The sequence below is a fragment of the Streptomyces griseus genome (assembly GCF_900460065.1).
In the GTDB taxonomy this organism is placed as follows: Bacteria; Actinomycetota; Actinomycetes; order Streptomycetales; family Streptomycetaceae; genus Streptomyces; species Streptomyces griseus.
Window position 1 is genome coordinate 318,185 of sequence record NZ_UAVD01000056.1, and the last position, 22,245, is coordinate 340,429.

At 73.3% G+C, this 22,245-nt stretch carries 17 protein-coding genes, 5 tRNA genes and 1 riboswitch; of the genes, 8 read left to right on the forward strand and 14 right to left on the reverse strand.

Annotation, left to right across the window (positions count from 1 at the left end):
* Window positions 1-41: 41 nt before the first annotated feature.
* The 3 genes from lhgD (at window position 42) to DTB53_RS35090 (ending at window position 3,898) form a co-directional block, all read left to right on the forward strand.
* Window positions 42-1,298, forward strand: coding sequence for an L-2-hydroxyglutarate dehydrogenase (gene lhgD, locus DTB53_RS35080; protein ID WP_003968067.1), 1,257 nt, complete (start codon window positions 42-44; stop codon window positions 1,296-1,298).
* Window positions 1,291-2,202 carry a tRNA (guanosine(46)-N7)-methyltransferase TrmB gene (gene trmB / locus DTB53_RS35085; protein WP_012380225.1) on the forward strand — a complete coding sequence of 304 codons (912 nt, stop codon included), beginning with the start codon at window positions 1,291-1,293 and terminating at the stop codon, window positions 2,200-2,202. Before lhgD ends, trmB begins: the two co-directional genes overlap by 8 nt.
* A gap of 145 nt (window positions 2,203-2,347) precedes the next feature.
* Entirely contained in the window at window positions 2,348-3,898 is a 1,551-nt protein-coding gene (locus DTB53_RS35090) for a PrsW family intramembrane metalloprotease (protein WP_012380224.1), read from the forward strand.
* A gap of 97 nt (window positions 3,899-3,995) precedes the next feature.
* Here DTB53_RS35090 and DTB53_RS35095 read toward each other — a convergent pair whose 3' ends face one another.
* From DTB53_RS35095 to DTB53_RS35115, 5 genes are all read right to left on the reverse strand, one after another.
* Window positions 3,996-4,940: an aldo/keto reductase gene (locus DTB53_RS35095; RefSeq protein ID WP_012380223.1), complete on the reverse strand. Its 945-nt coding sequence runs from the start codon at window positions 4,938-4,940 to the stop codon at window positions 3,996-3,998.
* Between the two features lie 163 nt (window positions 4,941-5,103).
* A complete protein-coding gene (locus DTB53_RS35100; RefSeq protein WP_012380222.1) occupies window positions 5,104-6,135 on the reverse strand; it encodes a M23 family metallopeptidase in 1,032 nt (343 codons plus the stop codon).
* Window positions 6,136-6,146: 11 nt separating this feature from the next.
* Window positions 6,147-6,299, reverse strand: a riboswitch (cyclic di-AMP (ydaO/yuaA leader).
* A gap of 299 nt (window positions 6,300-6,598) precedes the next feature.
* Window positions 6,599-7,819 carry a PP2C family protein-serine/threonine phosphatase gene (locus tag DTB53_RS35105; RefSeq protein ID WP_012380221.1) on the reverse strand — a complete coding sequence of 407 codons (1,221 nt, stop codon included), beginning with the start codon at window positions 7,817-7,819 and terminating at the stop codon, window positions 6,599-6,601.
* 141 nt (window positions 7,820-7,960) lie between these two features.
* Entirely contained in the window at window positions 7,961-8,707 is a 747-nt protein-coding gene (locus DTB53_RS35110; RefSeq protein WP_003968061.1) for a MerR family transcriptional regulator, read from the reverse strand.
* A 190-nt stretch (window positions 8,708-8,897) separates the two neighbouring features.
* Window positions 8,898-8,971 (reverse strand) — tRNA-Met (locus tag DTB53_RS35115).
* A 217-nt stretch (window positions 8,972-9,188) separates the two neighbouring features.
* Here DTB53_RS35115 and DTB53_RS35120 point away from each other — a divergent pair.
* Complete coding sequence (locus tag DTB53_RS35120) at window positions 9,189-9,992, forward strand: CPBP family intramembrane glutamic endopeptidase (protein ID WP_003968060.1); 804 nt, start codon at window positions 9,189-9,191, stop codon at window positions 9,990-9,992.
* Between the two features lie 166 nt (window positions 9,993-10,158).
* Here the strand turns inward: DTB53_RS35120 and DTB53_RS35125 are convergent.
* The 7 genes from DTB53_RS35125 to DTB53_RS35155 form a co-directional block, all read right to left on the reverse strand.
* A tRNA-Lys gene (locus DTB53_RS35125) sits at window positions 10,159-10,232 on the reverse strand.
* A 130-nt stretch (window positions 10,233-10,362) separates the two neighbouring features.
* Window positions 10,363-13,512 (reverse strand): FG-GAP repeat domain-containing protein, encoded by a 3,150-nt coding sequence (locus DTB53_RS35130; protein ID WP_012380220.1) that lies wholly within the window; start codon window positions 13,510-13,512, stop codon window positions 10,363-10,365.
* A 294-nt stretch (window positions 13,513-13,806) separates the two neighbouring features.
* The gene (locus DTB53_RS35135) at window positions 13,807-16,071 is read right to left on the reverse strand and encodes a DEAD/DEAH box helicase (RefSeq protein WP_012380219.1); all 2,265 of its coding nucleotides are present in this window, start codon (window positions 16,069-16,071) and stop codon (window positions 13,807-13,809) included.
* 239 nt (window positions 16,072-16,310) lie between these two features.
* Window positions 16,311-16,883, reverse strand: coding sequence for a hypothetical protein (locus tag DTB53_RS35140; protein ID WP_003968057.1), 573 nt, complete (start codon window positions 16,881-16,883; stop codon window positions 16,311-16,313).
* Between the two features lie 165 nt (window positions 16,884-17,048).
* On the reverse strand, window positions 17,049-17,423 hold the full coding sequence (locus DTB53_RS35145) for a fluoride efflux transporter FluC (protein ID WP_012380217.1): 375 nt from the start codon (window positions 17,421-17,423) through the stop codon (window positions 17,049-17,051).
* The gene (locus DTB53_RS35150) at window positions 17,420-17,896 is read right to left on the reverse strand and encodes a FluC/FEX family fluoride channel (protein ID WP_003968055.1); all 477 of its coding nucleotides are present in this window, start codon (window positions 17,894-17,896) and stop codon (window positions 17,420-17,422) included. Before DTB53_RS35150 ends, DTB53_RS35145 begins: the two co-directional genes overlap by 4 nt.
* Entirely contained in the window at window positions 17,893-18,243 is a 351-nt protein-coding gene (locus tag DTB53_RS35155) for a metallopeptidase family protein (RefSeq protein ID WP_012380216.1), read from the reverse strand. Before DTB53_RS35155 ends, DTB53_RS35150 begins: the two co-directional genes overlap by 4 nt.
* Before the next feature lie 112 nt (window positions 18,244-18,355).
* Between DTB53_RS35155 and DTB53_RS35160 the strand changes: the two genes are divergently transcribed.
* The 4 genes from DTB53_RS35160 (at window position 18,356) to DTB53_RS35175 (ending at window position 20,363) form a co-directional block, all read left to right on the forward strand.
* A complete protein-coding gene (locus tag DTB53_RS35160; protein WP_012380215.1) occupies window positions 18,356-19,999 on the forward strand; it encodes a metallophosphoesterase family protein in 1,644 nt (547 codons plus the stop codon).
* 80 nt (window positions 20,000-20,079) lie between these two features.
* Window positions 20,080-20,152 (forward strand) — tRNA-Glu (locus tag DTB53_RS35165).
* Between the two features lie 38 nt (window positions 20,153-20,190).
* Window positions 20,191-20,265: transfer RNA gene (locus tag DTB53_RS35170), tRNA-Asp, on the forward strand.
* Window positions 20,266-20,286: 21 nt separating this feature from the next.
* Window positions 20,287-20,363: transfer RNA gene (locus DTB53_RS35175), tRNA-Phe, on the forward strand.
* Between the two features lie 129 nt (window positions 20,364-20,492).
* Here DTB53_RS35175 and DTB53_RS35180 read toward each other — a convergent pair.
* Both DTB53_RS35180 and DTB53_RS35185 read right to left on the reverse strand, forming a co-directional pair.
* Complete coding sequence (locus tag DTB53_RS35180; RefSeq protein WP_012380214.1) at window positions 20,493-21,437, reverse strand: cytochrome c biogenesis CcdA family protein; 945 nt, start codon at window positions 21,435-21,437, stop codon at window positions 20,493-20,495.
* Window positions 21,434-22,231: a DsbA family protein gene (locus DTB53_RS35185; protein WP_012380213.1), complete on the reverse strand. Its 798-nt coding sequence runs from the start codon at window positions 22,229-22,231 to the stop codon at window positions 21,434-21,436. Before DTB53_RS35185 ends, DTB53_RS35180 begins: the two co-directional genes overlap by 4 nt.
* Window positions 22,232-22,245 lie beyond the last annotated feature (14 nt).

A 22,245-nucleotide genomic window follows, 5' to 3' on the forward strand; every position in this document is an offset into this window, starting at 1 on the left:
TGTCAGTGGGTCAGTGCACTATCGGGGTGGGAGGTGGCGTGATGATGACGCACGCGGCGTACGACTGCGATGTGCTGGTGATCGGCGGCGGGATCGTCGGTCTGTCGACCGCGTACGCGCTGCAGCGGTCCGCGCCGGGCACCAGGGTGACGGTCCTGGAGAAGGAGGACGGCCCCGCCCGCCACCAGACCGGCCGCAACAGCGGCGTGATCCACAGCGGCATCTACTACCGCCCCGGTTCCCTCAAGGCCCGGTACGCCCTGCGCGGCTCCGCCGAGCTGGCGGACTTCTGCGCCGAGCACGCCATCGCCCACGCCACCACCGGCAAGCTGATCGTCGCCACCGAGCGCTCCGAGCTGCCACGGCTGCACGGCCTGGTGCAGCGCGGCCGCGAGCACGGACTGCCCGTGCGGGAGCTGGGCCCCGCCCAGATCGCGGAGTACGAACCGGAGGTCCGGGGCCTCGCGGCGATCCGGGTCGGCACGACGGGCGTCTGCGACTTCACGGCCGTCGCGGGCCGCTTCGCCGCCGAGGTCACCGCCGCCGGCGGCATCGTGCGGTACGGCGCGGAGGTCACCTCGGTGGACCGGCGCCCCTGGGGCGTCGCCGTGCGCACGGCGGACGACACGGTCGTCCGGGCCAGGGTGCTGGTCAACTGCGCGGGCCTCCACAGCGACCGGGTGGCCCGCCTCGCCGGGGACGACCCGGGGGTGCGGATCGTGCCGTTCCGCGGCGAGTATTTCGCGCTGACCCGCCCCGAGCTGGTGCGCGGCCTGGTCTATCCGGTGCCCGACCCGGCGTTCCCCTTCCTCGGCGTCCACCTCACCCGGGGCTTCGACGGCTCCGTCCACGTCGGACCGAACGCGGTCCCCGCCCTGGCCCGCGAGGGATACACCTGGCCCCGGGTCCGCCCCGCCGAACTGCTGTCCACGCTGAGCTGGCCGGGCACCTGGCAGATCGCCCGCCGCCACTGGCGGTACGGGGCGGGCGAGGTGCACCGCTCGCTGTCCCGGTCCGCGTTCACCCGGGCCGTCCAGCGGCTGCTGCCGGACGTCACGGAGGACGACCTGCGCCCGTCGCCCGCCGGGGTCCGGGCCCAGGCGGTGCTGAAGGACGGCACGCTGGTCGACGACTTCCTGATCCGCGAGGCCCCGCACACCGTGCATGTGCTCAACGCCCCGTCGCCCGCCGCGACGGCGTGCCTGCCCATCGGCCGGGAGGTGGCACGGCTCGCGCTGCGCCGGGCTCAGGGGACGGGGTGGAAGCCGCCCGCCGTAGAATCCGGTCATTGTGTCTGAGCAGCCCTTGAACCCCACCTCCGCCGACGCCCCCGCCGACGCCGCGAGCGACCCGGCGCCCGCCGGCTCCACGGCGGCCGACGCGCCCGCCGCCGCCCCGACCGGCCCCGCGACCGACGTCACGGCCGACGAGGCCGCCGCGCTGCGGGCCGCCTCGTTCGAGCGCGCGCGCCGGCTGCGCATGGAGCCCCGCTTCCCCGGCGGCCCCGCCGCCGACCCCGCCGGCTCGCACCACGAGCGCCGGATCCGCAGCTTCCAGCCGCGCCGCAGCCGGGTCACCACCGGCCAGCAGGAGGCCCTGGAGCGGCTGTGGCCGAAGTGGGGCCTGGACATCGACGGCAAGCGCGTCCTGGACCTGGCCGAGCTGTTCGACGGGCTGCCCGTGGTCCTGGAGATCGGCTTCGGCATGGGCGAGGCCACCGCGCAGATGGCGGCCGACGATCCGGGCACCGGCATCCTCGCGGTCGACGTCCACACCCCCGGCCAGGGCAATCTGCTGGGCCTCGCGGACAAGGCCGGCTCGACCAACGTACGGGTGGCCAACGGCGACGCGGTCATCCTGCTGCGCGAGATGCTGGCCCCCGAGTCGCTCGACGGACTGCGGGTCTACTTCCCCGACCCCTGGCCCAAGGCCCGGCACCACAAGCGGCGGCTGATCCAGCCCGAGTTCCTGGACCTGGTGGCCCCGGTGCTGAAGCCGGGCGCGATCGTCCACTGCGCCACGGACTGGGAGCCGTACGCCGAGCAGATGCTGGAGGTGCTCACCGCGCACCCCCGCTTCGCGAACACCGCGGCCGACGGCGGATACGCCCCGCGCCCCGCGTTCCGGCCGCTCACCCGCTTCGAGGGACAGGGCCTGGACAAGGGCCACGTCGTCCACGACCTGCTGTTCGCCCGCGTCTGACACACCGTGGGCAACGGCCCCACGGCCATGTCCTGACCCCGATGCACCGCGTCCTGGCCCGATGCGCCGTGTCCCGGACCGATGCGCCACGTCCTGGCCTGATGCGCCGTCGCCGGGTGTCGGTGCTCCTCGTTAGGGTCGAGAGGTGTCCGACCCCTCCGTGCAGCATCAGCAGGCGCGCCCCGCCGTCCCGGTCCTCCATGAGCAGCGGGTCGACGAGGTCCTGGGCGCCGCGCCGGAGCGCGGCCGGGGGCGCTACCGACCGCACCGCGTCGGCATGGTGTGGCGCAGCAAGGTGTTCCGCGCCGGGGCCGTGATCGTGGTGCTCGCGCTGTGCTGGCTGGTGATCCTCGCCCTCGTCCGCGAGCAGACCGGCCCCGAGGGGTTCCTCGTCGGCCTCGGCCTGGCGGTGCTCCCGGTGCCGCTGCTGATGGCCGCCTTCCGCTGGCTGGACCGGGTCGAGCCGGGCCCCTGGCGGAATCTGATCTTCTCCTTCGCCTGGGGCGCCTGCGCCGCCGCGCTCGTCGCGATCATCGCCAACTCCTTCGCGACGCGCTGGATAGCCACCGCCACGGCCGACCCGGCGAGCGCCGACACCCTGGGGGCGACCGTGATCGCCCCCGTCGTCGAGGAGAGCGCGAAGGCGGCGGCGGTCCTGTTGATCTTCCTGTTCCGCAGACGGGAGTTCAGCGGGGTGGTGGACGGCGTCGTCGTCGCCGGCTTCACCGCGACGGGCTTCGCCTTCACCGAGAACATCCTCTATCTGGGCAACGCGTTCGGCGAGGACCAGCAGCTCGGCAGCACCGGGTTCGCCTCGGTGACGGCGGGGACGTTCTTCGTGCGGATCGTCATGTCCCCGTTCGCGCACCCCTTGTTCACGGTGCTCACCGGACTCGGTTTCGGCTTCGCGGCCGTCAGCGCCCGCCGCCACCGGGTCCGCAGGATCGCCCTGCCGCTGCTGGGGCTGCTGCTGGCGATGGGGCTGCACGCCCTGTGGAACGGCTCGTCGGCCTTCGGCCCGTACGGCTTCTACGCGGTGTACGGGATCGTCATGGTCCCGGCCTTCGGCCTGGTGACCTGGCTGGCGATCTGGTCGCGCCAGCGGGAGCTGCGGACGCTGGCGGCCGAGCTGCCCGCCTACGCGGCGGCCGGCTGGCTCACCCCCGCCGAACCGACGGCGCTCTCCTCGATGCGGGCCCGGGGCATGGCCCGGGACCTGGCCCGCCACTGGCAGCCGGACCGGGCCCGGGGCCGGGCGGCGGCCCGCGCGGTCGCGGAGTACGAGTCGTTCGCGACCTCCCTCGCGGGGCTGCGCCGCCGGGCCCGCCACGGCGCGGTGGGTCCCGACTTCGGGGCGCGGGAGCGGGAGTTGCTGCACCACCTCTGGCAACGCCGGGAGTTCGCGGCCCCGGCCCTCACCCACGCGGCCCACCTGACGGGCCGCCCGGGCGCCCACCACGGACATCATGGGCGCCACGGACGCCACGGACAGCACGGGCACCCCCGACCGGCGCCGCACGGAAGCGCGTACGGCTACGGCTACGGGCACACGCCGGGATACGGCGGGCCGCCCGGGCACACGCCGGGATACGGCGGGCCGCCCGGACACGCACCGGGTCACGGCCCCGCCGCCCACCCACCGCACCCGCCGTACGGCAGCAGCGCACCACCCAGCCACCGCCGACCTCCGACCTAGCCACAGCCACCACCACGGCGGCGACGCGGGCGTAGACGCAGGCGGAGGAGTCCGGATCGGCGTCGGCGTCGGCGAGTGGCCTCGGTGTGCGCCTCGGTCAGGCCGACGCCTCGGTGAGCAGGGCGAGTTCGGCCTCGGTCAGCCGCAGGTCGGCGACCGCGACGAGGGCCGGGAGCTGTTCGACCGTACGGGCGGAGGCGATCGGGGCGGCGACGGTCGGCTGGGCGGCGAGCCAGGCGAGGGCGACCGTGGCGATCTCGGCGCCCCGCTCCCCGGCGACCCGGTCGAGGGCGGCCAGCACCTCGCGGCCGCGCGCCGACTCCAGATGGCCGCCCGCCGTCGCGGAACGGGCGCTCTCCACAGTCGCACCGGGGCGGTACTTGCCGGTGAGGAAGCCGGAGGCGAGCGCGTAGTACGGGACGGCGGCGAGACCGGCGCGGGCCGCCGTGTCCCGGAGGCCGCCCTCGTAGGTGTCGCGGGAGACCAGGTTGTAGTGCGGCTGGAGCGCGACGTACCGGGCGAGGCCCTCGCGCTCGGAGAAGTCGAGGGAGGCCCGCAGGCGCTCGGGGCTGATGTTGGAGGCGGCGATGTGCCGCACCTTGCCGTCCTTCACCAGCTGGTCGAGGGCGGTGATGATCTCCTCGACCGGGACGGTCTCGTCGTCGAAGTGCGTGTAGTAGAGGTCGATGTGGTCGGTGCCGAGACGGCGCAGCGACGCCTCGGCCGCTCCCTTGATGGTGCCGGCGGACAGGCCCCGGTGCTCGGGGTGGGCGCCGACCTTGGTGGCGACGACGATGTCGGACCGGTTGGAGCGCGAGGCGAGCCACTTGCCGATGACGGTCTCCGACTCGCCGCCCTCGTTGCCCTCCACCCAGGCGGAGTACGCGTCGGCGGTGTCGATGAAGTTGCCGCCGGCCGCGGCGTACGCGTCCAGGACGGCGAAGGACTGGTCCTCGTCCGCCGTCCAGCCGAAGACGTTGCCGCCGAGTGCGAGGGGGAAGACCTGGAGGTCGGAGCTGCCGAGAGTGCGCGGAGAAGTCATGTGGAGGTTCAACGAGCCGGGGCGGGGCCGGTATTCCGCCGCGCGCCGGGACCGGGCCCGTACGGCCGCGGACAGACCGGCAGCCCTGACGTCGGGGGGTGTGCGTCAGGGCTGCCGGGGTAACGGGGCGGCGACGGAGGACGTCAGCCGCGGGGCCGGGAGGTCAGACGTTCAGGCCCTTGCTGTTCAGCCAGGCCAGCGGGTCCATCGCGCTGCCGCCGGCGGTGCGGACCTCCAGGTGGAGGTGGGTGCCGGTCACGTTTCCGGTGGCGCCCATGCGGCCGATGGTCTGGCCGGTGGTGACCTTCTGGCCGACGGAGACGTCGATCGAGGACTGGTGCGCGTACCAGATCTCCGTGCCGTCATCCAGCTGGAGGACGGTGCGGTAGCCGTAGGAACCGGACCAGCCGGCCGACGTGATGGTGCCGCTGTGCACGGCCTTGAGGGGCGCACCGGTGGAGCCGGCGAAGTCGAGGCCGGTGTGCTGGCCGGAGGACCACATCGCGCCGGACTGACCGTAGGTCGAGCTGATCGTGTACGAGGAGGTGGGGAGGGAGAAGCTGGCGGCGAGCTTGGCGAGCCGCTCGGCCTCCGCCTTCTTCTTCGCCGCTTCCTCCGCGGCCTTCTTCTTCGCGGCGGCCTCGGCCTCGGCCTCGTCCTGCTGCTTCTTGGCCTCGGCCGCCGCGGTCTCGGCCGCTGCCTTCTCGGCGGCGGCCTTGGCCTCGGCGTCGGCGCTGGCCTGCTGCTGCTCGGCCTGCTGGAGGATCCGGGCGCGCAGCGCCTCGCCGGCGTCGGCGCCCTGCTCGGCCTCGGCGGTGGTGAGGCCGGCGGTGGTGAGCGGCGCGGCGGCGGCGACCGGGGCGGCCTCGGCCTCGTCGGACATCAAAGACCCGACGCCGGGAAGGGACTTGGCGTCGGGGAGATTGTCCACGATGGAATCGGGAAGAGAGATGGAGACCGGCGCCTTGTCCTGGGCGGTGGCCATACCGCCGGCGCCGACGGCCGCTATGACACCGACTCCGAGGACGGTGGAGCTGCGGGCCAGACCGCGCTGCTTGGCCACGCGGTGCTTGCCGCGCACGGGGCGGATGGACTCCGCGGTGGGGTTCCACTCCCCCGTGGACCGCTCCGCGCCACCGTAGGTGTCGGCACTGAAGGGTGACACGGCCTCAGGGGCAGGCTTGTTGGACGCCACGTGGGCGCACTCCTTTCCTTCCTTCTCGCCTACCGGGTTAGCTGACGGGTTCGGAGCAGGAAGGTCTCCTACGGGCCCCTCCGTCTCTCACGAGACGCAGGCGTCCGATTCACCCCATGTAGGTGGTTCCCCGGTTCCCTTGCGGAATTCGGCGCTCGCGCGCGGTGCCGTCTCCGACGACGGCTGGGCGACCGCGCTGCGTTATCGAACGTTAATAGACAGACGGGCCCGATTCCAAGCTGTTCCTGTTGATCATTAACGAACAGGGCGGGGACGTACGGGTCACAAGCGGGCCGAATCGGGCGACTTGACCACGTCGCGACCACACCCCTTTTTCTGACGGTGTGTCAAATGTTATGCGGAGCGATGCGCTTCGACTACGCACCGTGTCATTGCCCCGTCATCGCCCGGGATCATCGCCCGGGGTCACCCCCAAGGGTTCAACTCCCGTCGTCGCCCGGCGTCATCGCCCGGCGTCGCCGCCCCGGCCCACGATCTTCACCGTCGTGCGGCGCACGGGCTGTCCCTCGGCCGGCCGGCCGACCGCGATGAGCGCCAGGTCGTCCGTGGTCCGCCCGCCGGTGTGCAGCCGTACGTCGTCCGTCAGCGCCGACAGCAACTCCTCCGGCCCCGGGAAGATCCGGCCGCGCAGCCGGGCCGCCGGATCGTAGAAGACCCCGCTCGGGTCCCGGGCCTCGGACAGGCCGTCCGTGAAGGCGAGGAGCGTCGCCCCGGCGGGCATCGCCCACTCGTCGGCCCGGTCCGGCCACACCCCCAGATCCATCCCCAGCGGCATGGCGGGCACCGAGGGCGCCAGCACCTCCAGGGCGCCGTCGGCGTGCAGCAGGATCGGCTCGGGGTGACCGCGGTTGACGAGCCGCAACGAGGCCGAACCGGGCGGGATCTCGGCCAGCACGGCGGTGATGAACCCCTCCATGGCGTCCAGCCCGTACCGCCGCGTCCCCTCCCGGGCCAGCGCCCGCTCCAGCCGCTGCGCGACACCCTCCAGCGAACGCTCCTGCTCGGCCGCCTCCCGGAACGCCCCGATGATCACCGCCACCGCCTCGACGGCGTCCAGCCCCTTGCCGCGCACGTCGCCGACGACCACGCGCACGCCGTACGGCGTGTCCGCGACGGCGTACAGGTCACCGCCCACGAACTCGTCCGCCTGCGCCGCCTCGTACCGCGCGGCCACCTGGAGCCCGCCGATCCGCTCGGCCGGGGTCGGCAGCACGGCCCGCATGGCGGTCTCCGCAACAGCGCGGGCCGAGGCCAGCTGCTCGTTGCCCCGCCGCACGACGCCGTTGATCACGAGGGCCAGCACCGAGCCCGTGAGGACGGTGATCATCTCGATGACCGGGACCACCTGGGTGGACGTCCCGTCGGAGAGCCGCATCGCGATGACGGAGAGGACCGCGGCGATTCCCGTACGGACGGTCCGGGACTTCGAGAAGAACGGCGCGGCGACCAGCGGGGCCGCGACGAACAGGGGCACCGCGGTGAAGTTGGGCGGAGCCAGCGAGTCGAACACCAGCCCGCCGATGATCAGGAGGGCGGGCAGCATCCGCACGAACCGCCCGGTGCGCCGCCCGTCGGACGTCAGCTGGCCCTCCCGGGACCCGAACACCACCCGGCCCACGGCGTCGAATCCCCCCGCCGTGCCGCTGCGTCGCTCGTCGGCCATCCCCACCTGTGCACTCCTGCCCGGTCCACCCACGGCTGCGGACGGTACCCCGCCCCGCCCAGGCTTCCCGGAGCCGCGCCGAGCGGCTGCTCCGCATCGGCCGAATAGGGGGAAGGCGGACGGCGGCCCGGCCTTCCGTGGTCAGTCGGAGAGCCGGTGCTGCGCGTATACCGTCAGTGCGTCCCGTACGAAGGCGGCGGTGCCGTCCCCGTAGCGATCGTAGTTCTTTCCGAAGCGCGGGTCGGCGACATACATCTCGCCGAGCCCGATCACGTACGACCGGCTGGGCTCCTTGGCCGAGGACAGCCAGGCGCAGTGCCGCCGCGCGAGCTCCTGCGCCTTCGGCCCGTCGGCGGCGAGCCCGGCCTCCGCGGCCCGCCCCCAGTCGCGCGCGATGGCCTCGTGCTCGTCCTGGAACGCCTTCTTCTCCCCGTCCCCGAGCGAACGCCACCAGCGGTCGCCCTCCTCGTACGCGTCCCGGCCCCAGCGCTCGGTGACCTCCCGCTCGTGGGCGGTGTGGTCGAAGCCGTCGAACACCTCATCGGCCATGAGTTCCATCCCCTCCTGGGTCTTGTGGAGCGTGGTCCGCACCGAGGCGATCTGCCGTCCGATGCGCGCCTGCTCCTGTTCGAGCAGCCGCAGGTGCGCCCGCAGCGCCACCGCCGTGTCCCGCTGCCCGGCGAGCACCTCCTTGATGGCGGGCAGCGAGAGACCGAGCTCCCGCAGCAGCAGGATGCGCTGGAGCCGGACGAGGGCGTCCTGGTCGTAGTAGCGGTAGCCGTTGCGCCCGATCCGGCTCGGCACGAGGAGGCCGAGGTCTCCGTAGTGCCGGAGCGTGCGGCTCGTGGTGCCGGCCCGTCTGGCGATTTCCTGAATGGACCACTCCATGCCGGAAACGCTAGATCTTTACGCTGCGTCAAGGTCAAGCCGGAACATCGCGGCCCGGGGAACGACCCGGGAAGCGGTCCGCGAAACACCTCGGGAAGCGGTCCGGAAGCGGTCCGCGGAACGACCTGGGAAGCGGTCCCGGAAACGACTCGGGCCCGGCACGCTGTGCGTGCCGGGCCCGGGCCTTCAGTAGCGGGGACAGGATTTGAACCTGCGACCTCTGGGTTATGAGCCCAGCGAGCTACCGAGCTGCTCCACCCCGCGTCGGTGAACACAACTCTACGGCATTCCCGGCACGCCTCTGACCAATATCGGCGGAGCCCCTCCCGGGCCGGGGTCCGGGGGCTGCTCCGCACGTGCACACCCCGTGGCTTTTGCCCCGTTCCGCATGAGATCTTTACGAAAGTCCGCGCCCGACCGGAGTGGCTGCGGCAGGCGGAGCGTCGACGGTGCTCGTGCCATCGGAGAAGAAGAGGGTGCTGTGGTGCAGGAAGGAACGGGCGCGATACGGGACGGCGGGCCGGGGCGAAGGCTGACGTGGCCGTGGTTCCTGGTGATCGTCGCCGTGTACGCGGGCATCATCCAGGGCCTGGGGCTGCTGACCGGCGTGGACACCGGCCACTCCGACAGCGCGTTCCCCACCTCCGCGTCCCTCGTGCGCAACGCGCTGATCCCGATCGGGGCGTCGATCGTCTTCGCCGCAACCGTCGTGACCTGGCTCGGCTGGTGGGGCGAGGTCCTGCGCTGCCGCGTGCCCGTTCGCCGCTGGGTTCGCTGGGTCCCGGCCTCCATGCTGGCCGTCTCCCTGCTCGGCCTGAACTACGGCCACCTCGGCGACCAGAGCGTCTCCCTGGTGGCCTGCCTGCTCCTGCTGGGACTGTTCGTCGGCGTCGGCGAGGAGCTCATGTTCCGGGGCATCGGCGTGCAGGTCTTCCGCCGCGCCGGGCTCAGCGAGGGAAAGGTCGCCCTCTTCTCCTCGCTCGTCTTCGGCCTCGTACACCTGAGCAACGCCATCGGGGCGGGAGCGCAGGCCGTCCTCCAGGCCCTCATCGTCTCCACGTCGGGCTACTTCTTCTACCTGTGCCTCCGCGTGGGCGGCGTCATCCTGCTGCCGATGCTCGTCCACGGGCTGTGGGACACCAGCCTGTTCTCCAACCTCGTCGGCGACGAGCCCCAGGCGTCCCCGGGCATGGCCCTCATCATCGTCCTCCAGGCCGTCCTGATCATCGTGCTGCTCGTCAGGCGCCGCTCCATCGAACCCGAGACGGCGGCGGTCCCCGCCTGAGCACCTACTCGGCGGCCGGGGCGTCGCCACCGGACCGGCGGACGCGCCCGAGGCCCTCGGGCCGGGAAGCCGACGAACACCCGTGGACGGCGAAACGCCCCGGACCGCTGCGGCGGTCCGGGGCGTTTCGCGTCGGGCGGACGGGACTTCCCCGCCCTGTGACCGGTAGGCCGTGTGGGACTCGAACCCACAACCAACGGATTAAAAGTCCGCTGCTCTGACCAATTGAGCTAACGGCCCCTGGGAGATCACTCCACGAGCATAGCCGTCCCCGGCCCGGCGGCCGAGGCGGTATCCGATTCGCGTCCCGGCACGGCGTCGCCGGACGCCGGGCCCGCGGCGGGTGGATCCGCCGGGGCCCGGCCGACGGCTAGAACAGCGAGAGGTAGCCCTTCCAGCCGGCGCTGAGCTTCTCGCGGGGGGCGAACAGCCCGTCGCCCCTGCCCTCGTACCGCCACAGCACCCCGGACTTGTCCCGGGCGAACAGGTCGTTCCTGCCGTCGCCCGTGATGTCGCCGACCGCCGCGATCGCGTTGTACTGGCCCCAGCCGGAGCCGATCCGCTGCTTGGCGGCCAGCTTGCCGGCGCCGGTGCCGGCGTACCGCCACAGCACCCCGGAGGAGTCGCGCGTCAGGACGTCCCCGATGCCGTCGCCCGTCAGGTCCCCGGCGCCGACGACCGTGAGGCCCTTCCAGCCCGTGCCGATCAGGACGCCGGCCTTGAGCCTGCCCGCCCGGTCCGACGCGTACAGGTAGAGGGAGCCGGTGGACTTCTGACGGGCCAGCACGTCGGCCACACCGTCCCCGTTGAGATCGCCGGGCGAGTAGAGGTCGTACGCCTTCCAGCCCGTCCCGATCTTCACCGGGTCGTGGAGGAACCCGTACTGACCGTCGTCGTCGCAGGTGCCGTCGAGCCGGTACAGGGCGCCGTCGCTGTTCACGACCAGGTAGTCGTTGCAGCGGTCGCCGAGCAGGTCGCCGGTGGGCACGATGCCGGTGGCGGGAGCGTCCAGGACGCCGAAGTAGCCGGTGTACGGGCCGACCGTTCCGGGAAGCTTGCCCCGCCGCATCCCCAGGCTCTTGTCCTCCACCACCACGAAGAGGTCGCCGAGGGCGTCCCGTCCGCCGAAGTCCCGCCAGGCGGGGGCCGCGTGGGCGAGCCTCACCTGGCCGGTCCGGCTCAGGGCCGCTCCATGGCCGTCGGCGGGCTGCGCCGTCAGCGCCCAGTCGTAGGCCCCGTTGACCACGAGCCGGCCGCCGCTGTCCCGGCCGTTCCAGTCGATCGTCAGGATGTCGCGGGCCTCGCCGCCGGTGAGCGTACGGACCGTCCTGCCGGTCCGCCGGTCGACGAGCCGCGCCTTCCAGGAGGCCACGGGCCGGGAGAGCCGGGCGCTGTAGGACCAGTGGCCGCTCTCGCCCGCGGGCGAGCTCACCGAGTGCTCGTCATGGACCCACAGCGACTGCGCCGGCACCCCGGTCGGCACCACGTGCACCCGCTGTCCGGCGTCCACGTACGCGAGGTGCCCGCCGCGCTTGTCGACCGTCCACGCCACGCGCCGCTGGGCGTTCGCGGTCGCCGGCAGGTCGCCGACGACCCGCTCCGGGGCCGTGCCCGTGCCGATACCGGTCACCAGGTCGGTCAGGACCAGCGTGCCCGCGGCCTTGTCGTGACGCACCAGGTAGCCGTCGCCGAGCAGCGCCTCGTCGGCGGGGACGGTCAGCGACTTCTTCGTCGTCCGGTCGTACACCCCGGCCGGGCCCGCCGCACCGCACGACCAGTAGAGCCAGCGGCCCAGCGCCTGGAGTTCGCTCGGTGCGCAGCCGGTGCCCAGGTCGACGGTCTGCCCCGTGCGGCCGGTCTTCAGGACCGTCTCGGTCACGGTGCCCGGCTTCTCCCCCGCGCTCCACAGCGTCTGCTCCCACAGGGCGGACGCGACCGGCTTGCGGGTGAGGATCTTCTCCGGTCCGTACGCCCGGTAGACGGTCTGTACGCCCGCCGCCCTGTTCGTGTAGACGGCGTACTCGCCGTCGGCGTCCGTGAGGGTTCCGCCGGACGCGCCGGTGATGAAGCTGTTGCCCTCGGAGGAGCGCACCTCGTCGCCGGAGGTCCCTGCCCGCCGGGCGAGGAAGGTGACACCCCCGTCGAGGGCGCCGAACAGCGCGTGGCAGTCGGGGTCCTCCGGCCCGCACGCGGTGTCGAACGTGATCCGGGCCGGGACCTGCGGTCCGTAGGTCGGCGTCCCCGACAGGGTCAGGGTGCGCACCGTGCCCCTGCGGACGTTCGAGAGCCGGCTGTCCGCGACGGTGAGCCGCCCGCCGGACAGACCGATGCCCTGGACCTTCTCCGGCAGCGGGGCGAGGTCGATCACCCGCTCCGGCACGGGAACGCCGCCCGGGCCCTCGGTGATCCGGTGAGCGCCCCACTCCCGGTCGCCCGCCTGGCCGGACACCCCGCCGACGACGATCGCGGAGCCGTCCTCGGCCGCGGCGATGTCCTGCCGGGAGGCCTTCAGCAGCACGCGGGGCGCTCCGCCGTCGAGCGGTGTGGCCATGAGGGGGCTGGTGTTGCCCCGGTTGTGGATCAGCCAGTCGCCGACGACGCGCAGGGAGGAGAAGTAGCGGTCGGCGGGCGGCACCGAGGTGATCGTCCTCGGGGCGCCGCCGATGTCGGACCGGGGCAGCACCCCGATGGTCGTCCCGGTGCCCACCGTGTAGAAGAGGAGGTGCCGGGGGGAGAGGACGAACGCGTTCCCGGAGGCCTTGACGCCCGCGCCGAGCCGCTGGTCGACCCGTGCGCCCGCCACGTCGACGAGTGCCAGGGTGGCGGCGCCGCCGGTGACGTAGCGCAGGGCCACCGAGGTGCTGTCCCCGGCCACGGCCGAGTCGGCGTGGAGCAGGCGGGTGTCTGCCGGAAGTCCCTGGACCGTGCGGTCGCGTACGGTTCCGTCCTCGCGCACGTCCAGCAGGTGCGCCTCGTCCGCCGCGCGGGGCGTGTCCTCCGTGGCGTCCGGCGCGATCCTGACCGCGACGACCGTACGGCCGAAGACTCCGGAGAACAGCAGTCCGTCCGGGAGCGTGAGGGTGCGGGTGGTGCCGGCCGCCATGTCCCGCAGCTCGAAGGTGTTCCCCCGCTGGTAGACGATCGTGTCCGTGCCGGTGCCGTGCACCTTGTCGATCGGTGCGGTTCCGGACGGGCCGGCGGGGAAGGTCCGGCCGTCGGCGAGACGGGTCCAGACGTAGCCGCTCGGTGGGCCGGACACCCGGTGGAAGATGCCGGTCGTACCGGTCCCGTCGGCGCCGCGCTGCCGGCCGGCGGCCGCGAAGTTGAACGGCTGCACGGTCTGTTCCATCGCGGCCGGGATGATCACCGGGTCCGCCGCCGAGGCGGCGGGCGCCGCGAGGGCCGCCGGGACGTTCGCGGGAGCCGGGGTCACGGCCGCGGCCGCCGGCCCCAGCCCCGCGGTCACCGACAGGACGAGTGCTGCGGCGACGACGCCGTTCGTGAGGGCACGCTGAGCCACTCGGGTTCCTCCCCGTGGAAAACAGTGGGCGCGGGGGGACGCGATCTCTCGGCGACGGCCGGCGGAGTCCGGAGCGGAAGGTCCCGGGCTCGACTCCCCGGCGGTGCCCCCCACACGAGTGTGCGGATCTTAACAGGATCTCCACACCACGGGAACGCACGTCGAACGCGGTGGACCCGGGTCCGGCCCCGGAACAGCAACAGGGCCCGTACGTCACCGAGTCGGTTCGGTGGCGTACGGGCCCTGCCGGTCTGTCAGGCGGACCTGCTCGGCCGGTTCACGGCCGGGCGGGGGTCAGCCGTTGCGCTTCCAGCGCGGCTTGTCGTCGCGGCGGCCGAACGAGCCGGTGTTGGTACCGGTGTTGGCGCCGCGGTGGTCGTCACGACGGCCGGTCGGACGGTCGCTGCCGCCCGAGCGGAAGCCACCCGAGGGGCGGTCGTCGCGACGGTCGCGGTTGAACGGGCGGTCGCTGCCGCCGGAGCGGAAGCCACCGGAGGGGCGGTCGTCACGACGGTCGCGGTTGAACGACGGACGGTCGTTGTCACGACGCTCGAAGGAACGGCCGCCACGGTCGTCACGGCGGTCGCCACCGGAGCGGAAACCACCCGACGGGCGGTCGTCACGACGGTCGCGGTTGAACGAGGGGCGGTCGTCGCGGCGCTCGAAGGAACGGCCGCCACGGTCGTCACGACGGTCGCCACCGGAGCGGAAACCACCCGACGGGCGCTCGTCACGACGGTCACGGAACGACGGACGGTCGTTGTCACGACGCTCGAAGGAACGGCCACCACGGTCGTCACGACGGTCGCCACCGGAGCGGAAACCACCCGACGGGCGCTCGTCACGACGGTCGTTGCCGCGGTAGCCGCCACGGTCGCCACCGCGGTTGTCGCGGCGCTCGTAGTTGCCCCGCTCGTCGCGGCGCTGCTCGTCGCGGGCGGCCGGCTGCTCGGGGACGGAGATGGCGGCCACCAGGGCGGCCTCCGCCTCGGCGGTGACCTCGGCCACCGCGGCCTCGGGGTCGTCGCCCCGCTCGCGGGCGGCGCGGGCGACCAAGCGGTCGGCCTCCTCGCGCAGCTCGACGGCGCGGCGCTGGACGCGCTCCAGCTGCTTCGTCAGGTCGGCGGCCTCGCGCTCGGCCTGCTTGGCGGCGTTGTTCGCGGAGTCGGCCTGGACCTCGGTGAGCGAACGGGCGCCGGTGATCTCGGCGACCTCCGGCTCGAAGACGCCCGCGCCCTGGACGATGTGGCGCGAGGCGTCGACGCCCGCGTCCTCCATCAGGCGGAAGATCTGACGGCGCTGGTGCGGGAGCGCCAGCGAGACGACGACACCGGACTTGCCGGCACGGGCGGTGCGGCCCGAGCGGTGCAGGTAGTCCTTGTGGTCACCGGCCGGGTCCACGTTGAGGACCAGGTCGATGCCGTCGACGTGGATACCGCGGGCGGCGACGTCGGTCGCGACGAGCGCGTTGACGTACCCCTTCTTGAAGTCCTCCAGGACCCGCGTACGGGCGCCCTGGGTCATGCCGCCGTGCAGCGCGTCGGCCTTCACGCCCGACTCGATGAGCTGCTCGGCGATGCGGTCCGCGCCCAGCTGGGTGCGGACGAAGATGATGGTGCGGCCCTTGCGGGCGGCGATGGCGGCGGTGACCGGCGCCTTGTCCTTCGGCTTCACGACGAGGACGTGGTGCGACATGGTCGTGACGTTGCCCTGGGCGCTGTCGACCTCGTGCGTCACCGGGTTGGAGAGGTAGCGCTTGACCAGCGTGCCGATCTCGTTCTCCATGGTGGCGGAGAAGAGCATCCGCTGACCGCCGGCCGGGACCTGGTCGAGCAGCTCGGTGACCTCGGGCAGGAAGCCCAGGTCCGACATCTGGTCGGCCTCGTCGAGGACGGCGACCTGGACGTCCTCCAGGGAGCAGGCGCCGCGGTTGATGATGTCGCGCAGCCGGCCCGGGGTGGCGACGAGGACGTCGACGCCGCGCTCCAGGGCGTAGATCTGGTTGCCCATCGACGTACCGCCGCAGACGACCTTCATCTTGAGGCCGAGCACGTCGCCGTACGGCTGGAGGGCGTCCGCGACCTGCATCGCGAGCTCACGGGTCGGGGTGAGGATGACGGCGCGGGGCTTCTTCTTCTCGGTGCGGCCACCGGCCAGGGCGGCCAGGGTGGGCAGACCGAAGGAGAGGGTCTTGCCGGAGCCCGTACGGCCGCGGCCGAGGATGTCCTTGCCGGCCAGGGCGTCCGGGATGGTCGCCGCCTGGATCGGGAAGGGGGTGGTGACGCCGTTCTGCGCGAGCTTGCGGACGATGCCCTCGGGCAGGCCCAGGTCGCCGAAGGTGACGGTCGGCTCGGCGGGGGTCTCGTCGGCCTCGTCGGCCTCGTCCGCGATCTCCTCGGCGGCGGGGGCGTCGGCCTGTGCGTCGGCGACGAAGTCCGCGACGGACTTCTCGGCGCCGGCGGTCTTCTCGGCGGCCGGGGCGGTCGCACCGGCGGGGGCCTCGGTCACGGCGGCCTCGACGAGCTCGGCGAGCTCGGCGCTGTCGACGTTCTCGGGCATGACGGTGCGGTCAGAACTGGAAATTGACATGCGAAATGCGAAACCTTCCGGAGTCTCGGCACGCGCCCATAACTCCGTGATTCGCAATTTCGACCGCCTCAATGCGGTCCAGCCACGGCAAGGGAGAGTACGCGCCACACGGCGCTCTTCTGTGTCGGCGCCGGGCAATGGGATCAAACGATCTACCACCATACGCACTCTCACCCACATCGCGCAAACCGGCCCCCCGGGAACCCCGGCTAGACCGGCCCCACCTGCGGCGATGCCCGCGGGGTCCGCAACGGCCCGGCAGCCTCCGGTCCGCTCATCGCATGAGCGCGCAGCTGCGCGGCGGGCGACGCGGAGGGAGCCGGCTCCGGCGGCTCGGTGGGCTCCGGCTCGGGCTCCGGGTCCGGGGCCGGCGTCGGCGGCGCCGGCGGCTCCGGGGTGGCCGGCGGCGGCTCTCCCGGTCCCGGCGTCGAGGGCGTCGGCGAGGGCGGGGGACCGCCCCGGGTGGGCCGCGGCGCGGCCGGTTCGGGGCGCGGGTCCTCGGGGGCGGCCGACGGCGCGGTGCCGGAGGCGGCCGGGCTCGGGCTGCCACCGGGGGCGGCCCGGTCCGAGTGGGGGTGGGCGCCCCCGGCCCGCCCGCCGGTCCGCCCGGAGCCGGGAACCGTGTCCCCGGCCGGATCGGCGGCGGAGCCCTTCGGACCGGCGGACCGCGAGGGGCCCGGCGCTCCGGCGTCGTCCTCGCCGACGCTCATACAGCCGGTGGACGCGGCGATCGTCAGCGCGGTGACGGCTGCCCAGCGGACTGGGGCGGACAACTGGCGCACGAGGGGCACCTCCGGGGCGAGGGGGCGGCGGGCGGGGGCGCGGGGCGGGAGCGGAGAGCCCGGCGCCGGGGCGGAGCGGGAAGCGGGAGCGGGCGGTACGGCGTCGCACTGTGCCCAACTCCCCCGACCCCGCCGGAGACACGCCCGAAACCCCGCCCGCCCGCGCTACCCCCCGAACCCGCCCGTCAGCTCCGCCCCCAGGAACACCGCGCCCAGACCCGTCAGCAGCGATGCCAGGACGTTGGCCCCGGCGAGGAGCGTCCGGCCCGTCTCGGCCAGGCGGAGGGTCTCGTACGAGAACGTCGAGTACGTCGTCAGCGCCCCGCACAGGCCCGTCGCCAGCAGGGCGTGCGCCGGGGAGGACACCGCGACGCCGGTCAGCAGACCGAGCAGCAGACTGCCCGCCGCGTTCGCGGTGAAGGTGCCCCACGGGAAGACGTACGGGACGCCCGTCCCCTGGTGCGCCTGCACCGCGCGGTCCGTCAGATAGCGCAGCGGCGCGCCCACCGCCCCGCCGATCGCCACCAGCAGCCAGTTCACGCGACGCGCCCCTCGCCACCGGAACCCCCGGGACCCCGGTCCAGCCAGGCCCTCGTCCCCGCCGCCGCCGCCCACACCGCCCCGAGCGCGGCCACCGCCGTCGCCGCCGCGTACGCCATGGCGGTCAGGGCCTCCCGGCGTACGAGGAGGTCCGAGACGCCGGCCGCGTACGTCGAGAAGGTCGTGAAGCCGCCGAGCACGCCCACACCGAGGAAGGGCCGCACCAGGGGGTGGGTCACCCGGCCCCGCTCGACGGTCAGGACCATCAGGACGCCGATGAGCGCGCAGCCGGCCGCGTTGACGACGAACACCGTCCACGGGAAGCCGCCCCCGGGCGTCGGCCACAGCACCAGGGCCCCGTAGCGGGCGAGCGCGCCGAGCGCGCCGCCGGCCGCGACCGCCGCCAGCACCCGGCCCTGCGGGGCGGCGGGCGGACCGGGCTCCGGCAGCTCCTGCGGCTCCTGCTCGCTCACCCGTAGCCCAGGGCGTGCAGCCGCTCGTCGTCGATGCCGAAGTGGTGGGCGATCTCGTGGACCACCGTGATCTCGGTCTCCGCGACGACGTCCTCCTGGGTCTCGCACATCCGCAGGGTCGGGCCCCGGTAGATGGTGATCCGGTCCGGCAGCACCCCGGCGTACCACTCGCCCCGGTCGGTGAGGGGGGTGCCCTCGTAGAGCCCGAGCAGATCGGGGTCGCCGGGCTCCGGCTCGTCCTCGACGAACACCGCCACGTTGTCCATCAGCCGTGTCAGCTCCGGCGGGATCCGGTCCAGAGCCTGGCTCACCAGCTCCTCGAACTGTTCGCGCGTCATCTCCAGCACCCGGCCATTGTCCCGTACGGGGGCGGAGTGCGGGCAGATGGCGGCCGCCCCGGACTCATGACCGGGCAGGACGCCCGGCATGGCGGAGGCCGTACCGGGGCATACGGGCCCAATGGTCCGCGTCCCCTTCCGTGCCGCAGCCGACCGCGTCCGGCACCGCATCAGCCAGCTCACCGGCCCGAAGTCCCGGGGCCGCGACACCGCCGGCGCCCGGCCCGCCACCCCCGCGCGCACCGGCGCGGCGACCCCCGGCGACCTGACGGGCCCCGTCCGCCGCCCGTACCTGCGCGCCCTCGGCATGTTCGCCGTCGTCGTGCTGGGGGCCTGGCTGGGACTGCTCGCCGTGGGCTCCATCCGTACTCCGGTCGGCCCCATGGACACCAACATGACGCTCCGCCCCTCCCTGACCGGCGGCAGCAAGATCAACGTGTCCCCGCTCGGCGCCCTGGAGCTGGACTCGCACAGCGCGCCGCTCCGGCTCGACGTGGACGTGGACCGGCTCGACCCCGAACGCTCCCAGGCCCTGGTCGACCGGCCGGAACGGTTCTCCAACCTCCAGGACGAGGTCACCCGGGACGTCGCCGCCGGCACCCGGGAGCTGGCCGTGCGCTCCTGCGTCGCCGTCGTCTCCGGCGCGACCGCGCTCGGCCTCGTCGTCTACCGCCGCCCCCGCCGGGCCCTGGCCGCCGGCGGGCTCGCCCTGACCCTGCTGGCCGCGTCCGCCGTCAGCGCGTACGCCACCTGGAACCCGAAGTCCGTCCTGGAGCCCAAGTTCTCCGGGCTGCTCTCCAGCGCCCCGTCCCTGGTCGGCGACGCCCGCTCCATCGTCACCGAGTTCGACATCTACCAGCAGGAACTGGCCCGCCTGGTCACCAACGTCACCAAGCTGTACGACGCGACCTCCACGCTCCCCGTCTACCAGCCCGACCCGGGCACGATCCGGGTCCTGCACGTCTCCGACATCCACCTCAACCCGGCGGCCTGGCACATCATCGCCTCGCTCGTGGAGCAGTACGAGATCGACGTCATCGTCGACTCCGGCGACACGATGGACCACGGCTCCGCCCCCGAGAACGGCTTCCTCGACCCGATCCGCGACCTCGGCGCGCCCTACGTCTGGGTGCGCGGCAACCACGACTCCCCCATCACCCAGGCCTATCTGAAGAAGTTCGAGAACGTGAGCGTCCTCGACGACGGCGGCGCGGTGAACGTCGGCGGGCTGCGGATCGCCGGCACCGGCGACGCCTCCTTCACCCCGGACCGGACCGGCCCCGGCGGTAACAAGGAGGCCGCCCGGCTGGAGGGCATGCGGCTGGCCTCCGCGCTGCGCGACCAGGAGCGCGCGGGCACCCCGGTCGACATCGCCGTCGCCCACGACCCGAACACCGCCCGGGAGACCGACGGCACCGTCCCGCTGGTGCTGTCGGGCCACCTCCACCGCCGGATCAACGAGCAGCTGAAGCTCGGCACCCGGCTGAAGGTCGAGGGCTCCACGGGCGGCGGCGGGCTGCGCGCCGTGCAGAACGAGAAGCCGGAGAAGGTGCACGCCTCGGTGCTCTACATGGACCGCTCCACCCGCCGGCTCCAGGCCTGGGACGAGATCACGCTGGGCGGTCTCGGACTGACGACGGCCGAGGTCAGCCGCCATCTCCCGGAGGAGAACCTGAAGAAGGACGGCCCGGTCTCCCCCACCCCGTCCCCGTCCTCCCCGACCTCCGGCGCCCGCTCGCCGGAGCGCCCCACCCCCTCGCCGTAAACCGTTTTGGCGATAGCTCCACCCATCCCATATGCTTCTCACGTCCCCGACGCGCTGCAAAGCGAACAGGCGGGCCAATAGCCCTCATCGTCTAGTGGCCCAGGACGCCGCCCTTTCAAGGCGGTAGCACGGGTTCGAATCCCGTTGGGGGCACGTTTCACCCTGTGCGAGACTTGTTTCGCACATTGCTTGGTCCTGTGGAGCAGTTTGGAGTGCTCGCCACCCTGTCAAGGTGGAGGCCGCGGGTTCAAATCCCGTCAGGACCGCTGCAGCCCCAGCGGCTGCGTGGCTGGGTAGCTCAGTTGGTACGAGCGATCGCCTGAAAAGCGATAGGTCGCCGGTTCGATCCCGGCCCCAGCCACCACGGAAGCGCCCCGGACGAAGTCTTCGTCCGGGGCGCTTCTCGTTGCACGCGCCTCCGCGAAGCCCGCCCGCGCGCCGGGCCCGGTGACGCGTTGTCACCGGGCCCGGTGCCGTCGGTCGCGGGATCGGCTCACGCCTTCCCGGCCGCTCCGGCCTTCCCTGTCTCTCCGGTCTCTGCGGTCTCTGTGGTCTCTGCGGTCTCCCCTGTCTTTCCGGTCTGCCCGGCCTCCTCGGTCGGCTCCGCCGGTACGTCCGGGTCGCGCCGGCGCAGCGCCCGGGCGCCCAGGACCAGCAGCACCACCAGCACCACCGCACCCAGCAGCACCCCGTCCGGCACCCGCTCGCCCAGGCTCCGCGCCCACTGCTCGACCTCGAACGACGCGTCGACCCCCAGCAGACCGGGCAGCGCGGTCGTCCCGTCGTAGACGAGGAACAGCACGCCGAGCCCGATGAAGAACAGCCCCGACAGCAACGACGTGGTGTGCAGCTCGAACCGGCCGAGCCGGACGGCACGGCCACGCAGCCAGACCCGGCGGCCGAGGTCGAAGCGTTCCCAGAGCAGCGCGAGGACAAAGAGCGGGACGGCCATCCCGAGCGCGTAGACCGCCAGCAGCAGCCCGCCGTAGACCGGGCTGCCGCTGACCGCCGCGACGGTCAGGACGCTGCCGAGGATCGGGCCCGCGCAGAACCCCGCCAGGCCGTAGACCGCGCCCAGGGCGTAAACGGAGAACGCCGTGGTGGGGCGGATCCGGCCGCTGAGGGCCGCGATCCGCCGGGACGCGAAGCCGAGACCGACGATCTGCGCGACGCCGAGCACGATGATCAGCCAGCCCGCTCCCGTGACGAGGGCGTCCCGGTGGCCGTAGAACAGCCGTCCCGCGTAACTGCCGGCCGCGCCGAGCGGGACGAGGGTGGTGGCGAGCCCGGCGTAGAAGATGCCCGTGCGGGCCAGCAGCCGGGAGGCGGAGTCGATGGAGTACGCGAAGAACGCCGGGAGCAGCAGCGCGCTGCACGGGCTGACCAGCGCGAGCAGCCCGCCGAGGAAGGCCGCGAAGTAGCCGATGTCCGCCGTCACTTGGCGGGCTCCCCGGCCTCGTCGCCCGCGCTGCCGGTGGCCTTCGCCTGCTCGGCGGCGGCCTCGATGGCCTGCCTGAACGTCTCGTCCGGCTGCGCTCCCGCGATCGGGCGGCCGTTGATCAGGAACGACGGGGTGGACGTCGCGCCGATCCCGTACGCCTGCTCCTGGTCCTTCTTGACCGCCGCACGGGCCGCGTCGCCGTCGAGGTCCTTCATGAACCGGTCCAGGTCCTTCACCCCGGCCTCCTCGGCGAGCGCCTTGACCCGGTCCTTGCCAAATCCCTTCTCCTTCGCCCCCTCGGCGTAGGCGGCCCCGTGGAACTCCCAGAAGCGGTTCTGCTGCCCGGCGGCCCAGGCGCCGCGCGCGGCGTTCTCGGACTCCTCTCCGAAGATCGGGAAGTTGCGCCACTCGATGCGCAGCGTGCCGTCCTTCACGTACTGCTCGATCAGCTCCGGCTCGGTGTCCCGGGCGAACTTGCCGCAGTAGCCGCACTTGAAGTCGGCGTACTCGATGAGCACGACCGGGGCGTCGGCGCGGCCGACGGCCAGCTTGTCGTCCGCGTCCCGGCGGGCGAGCTTCGCCAGCTCCGGGTAGACGCCCTCGTTCGGGTCGGCGGAGACCTCGGCGGCCGGGGCGGAGGAGGTGTCCGGGGCGGTGTCGTCGGGAGCGGTCGCCCGGTAGGAGGCGAAGCCGAGGAGGCCGGCGGCCACGACGGTGACGGCGCCGTAGACCAGGGGCTTGCGGGAGGAGGACTTCGTACGCGGGGAGGTGGGCTTCTTGGGCGTGGGCATGCGGCACTCCGGGC

What these genes read in the sequence shown, in the direction of transcription:
- lhgD (WP_003968067.1), top strand. Translation starts at nt 42, where the DNA reads ATGATGACGCACGCGGCGTACGACTGCGATGTGCTGGTGATCGGCGGC.
- DTB53_RS35095 (WP_012380223.1), bottom strand. Translation starts at nt 4,940, where the DNA reads ATGACTTCTCCGCGCACTCTCGGCAGCTCCGACCTCCAGGTCTTCCCC.
- DTB53_RS35105 (WP_012380221.1), bottom strand. Translation starts at nt 7,819, where the DNA reads ATGGCCGACGAGCGACGCAGCGGCACGGCGGGGGGATTCGACGCCGTG.
- DTB53_RS35110 (WP_003968061.1), bottom strand. Translation starts at nt 8,707, where the DNA reads ATGGAGTGGTCCATTCAGGAAATCGCCAGACGGGCCGGCACCACGAGC.
- DTB53_RS35135 (WP_012380219.1), bottom strand. Translation starts at nt 16,071, where the DNA reads ATGCCCGAGAACGTCGACAGCGCCGAGCTCGCCGAGCTCGTCGAGGCC.
- DTB53_RS35160 (WP_012380215.1), top strand. Translation starts at nt 18,356, where the DNA reads ATGGTCCGCGTCCCCTTCCGTGCCGCAGCCGACCGCGTCCGGCACCGC.
- DTB53_RS35185 (WP_012380213.1), bottom strand. Translation starts at nt 22,231, where the DNA reads ATGCCCACGCCCAAGAAGCCCACCTCCCCGCGTACGAAGTCCTCCTCC.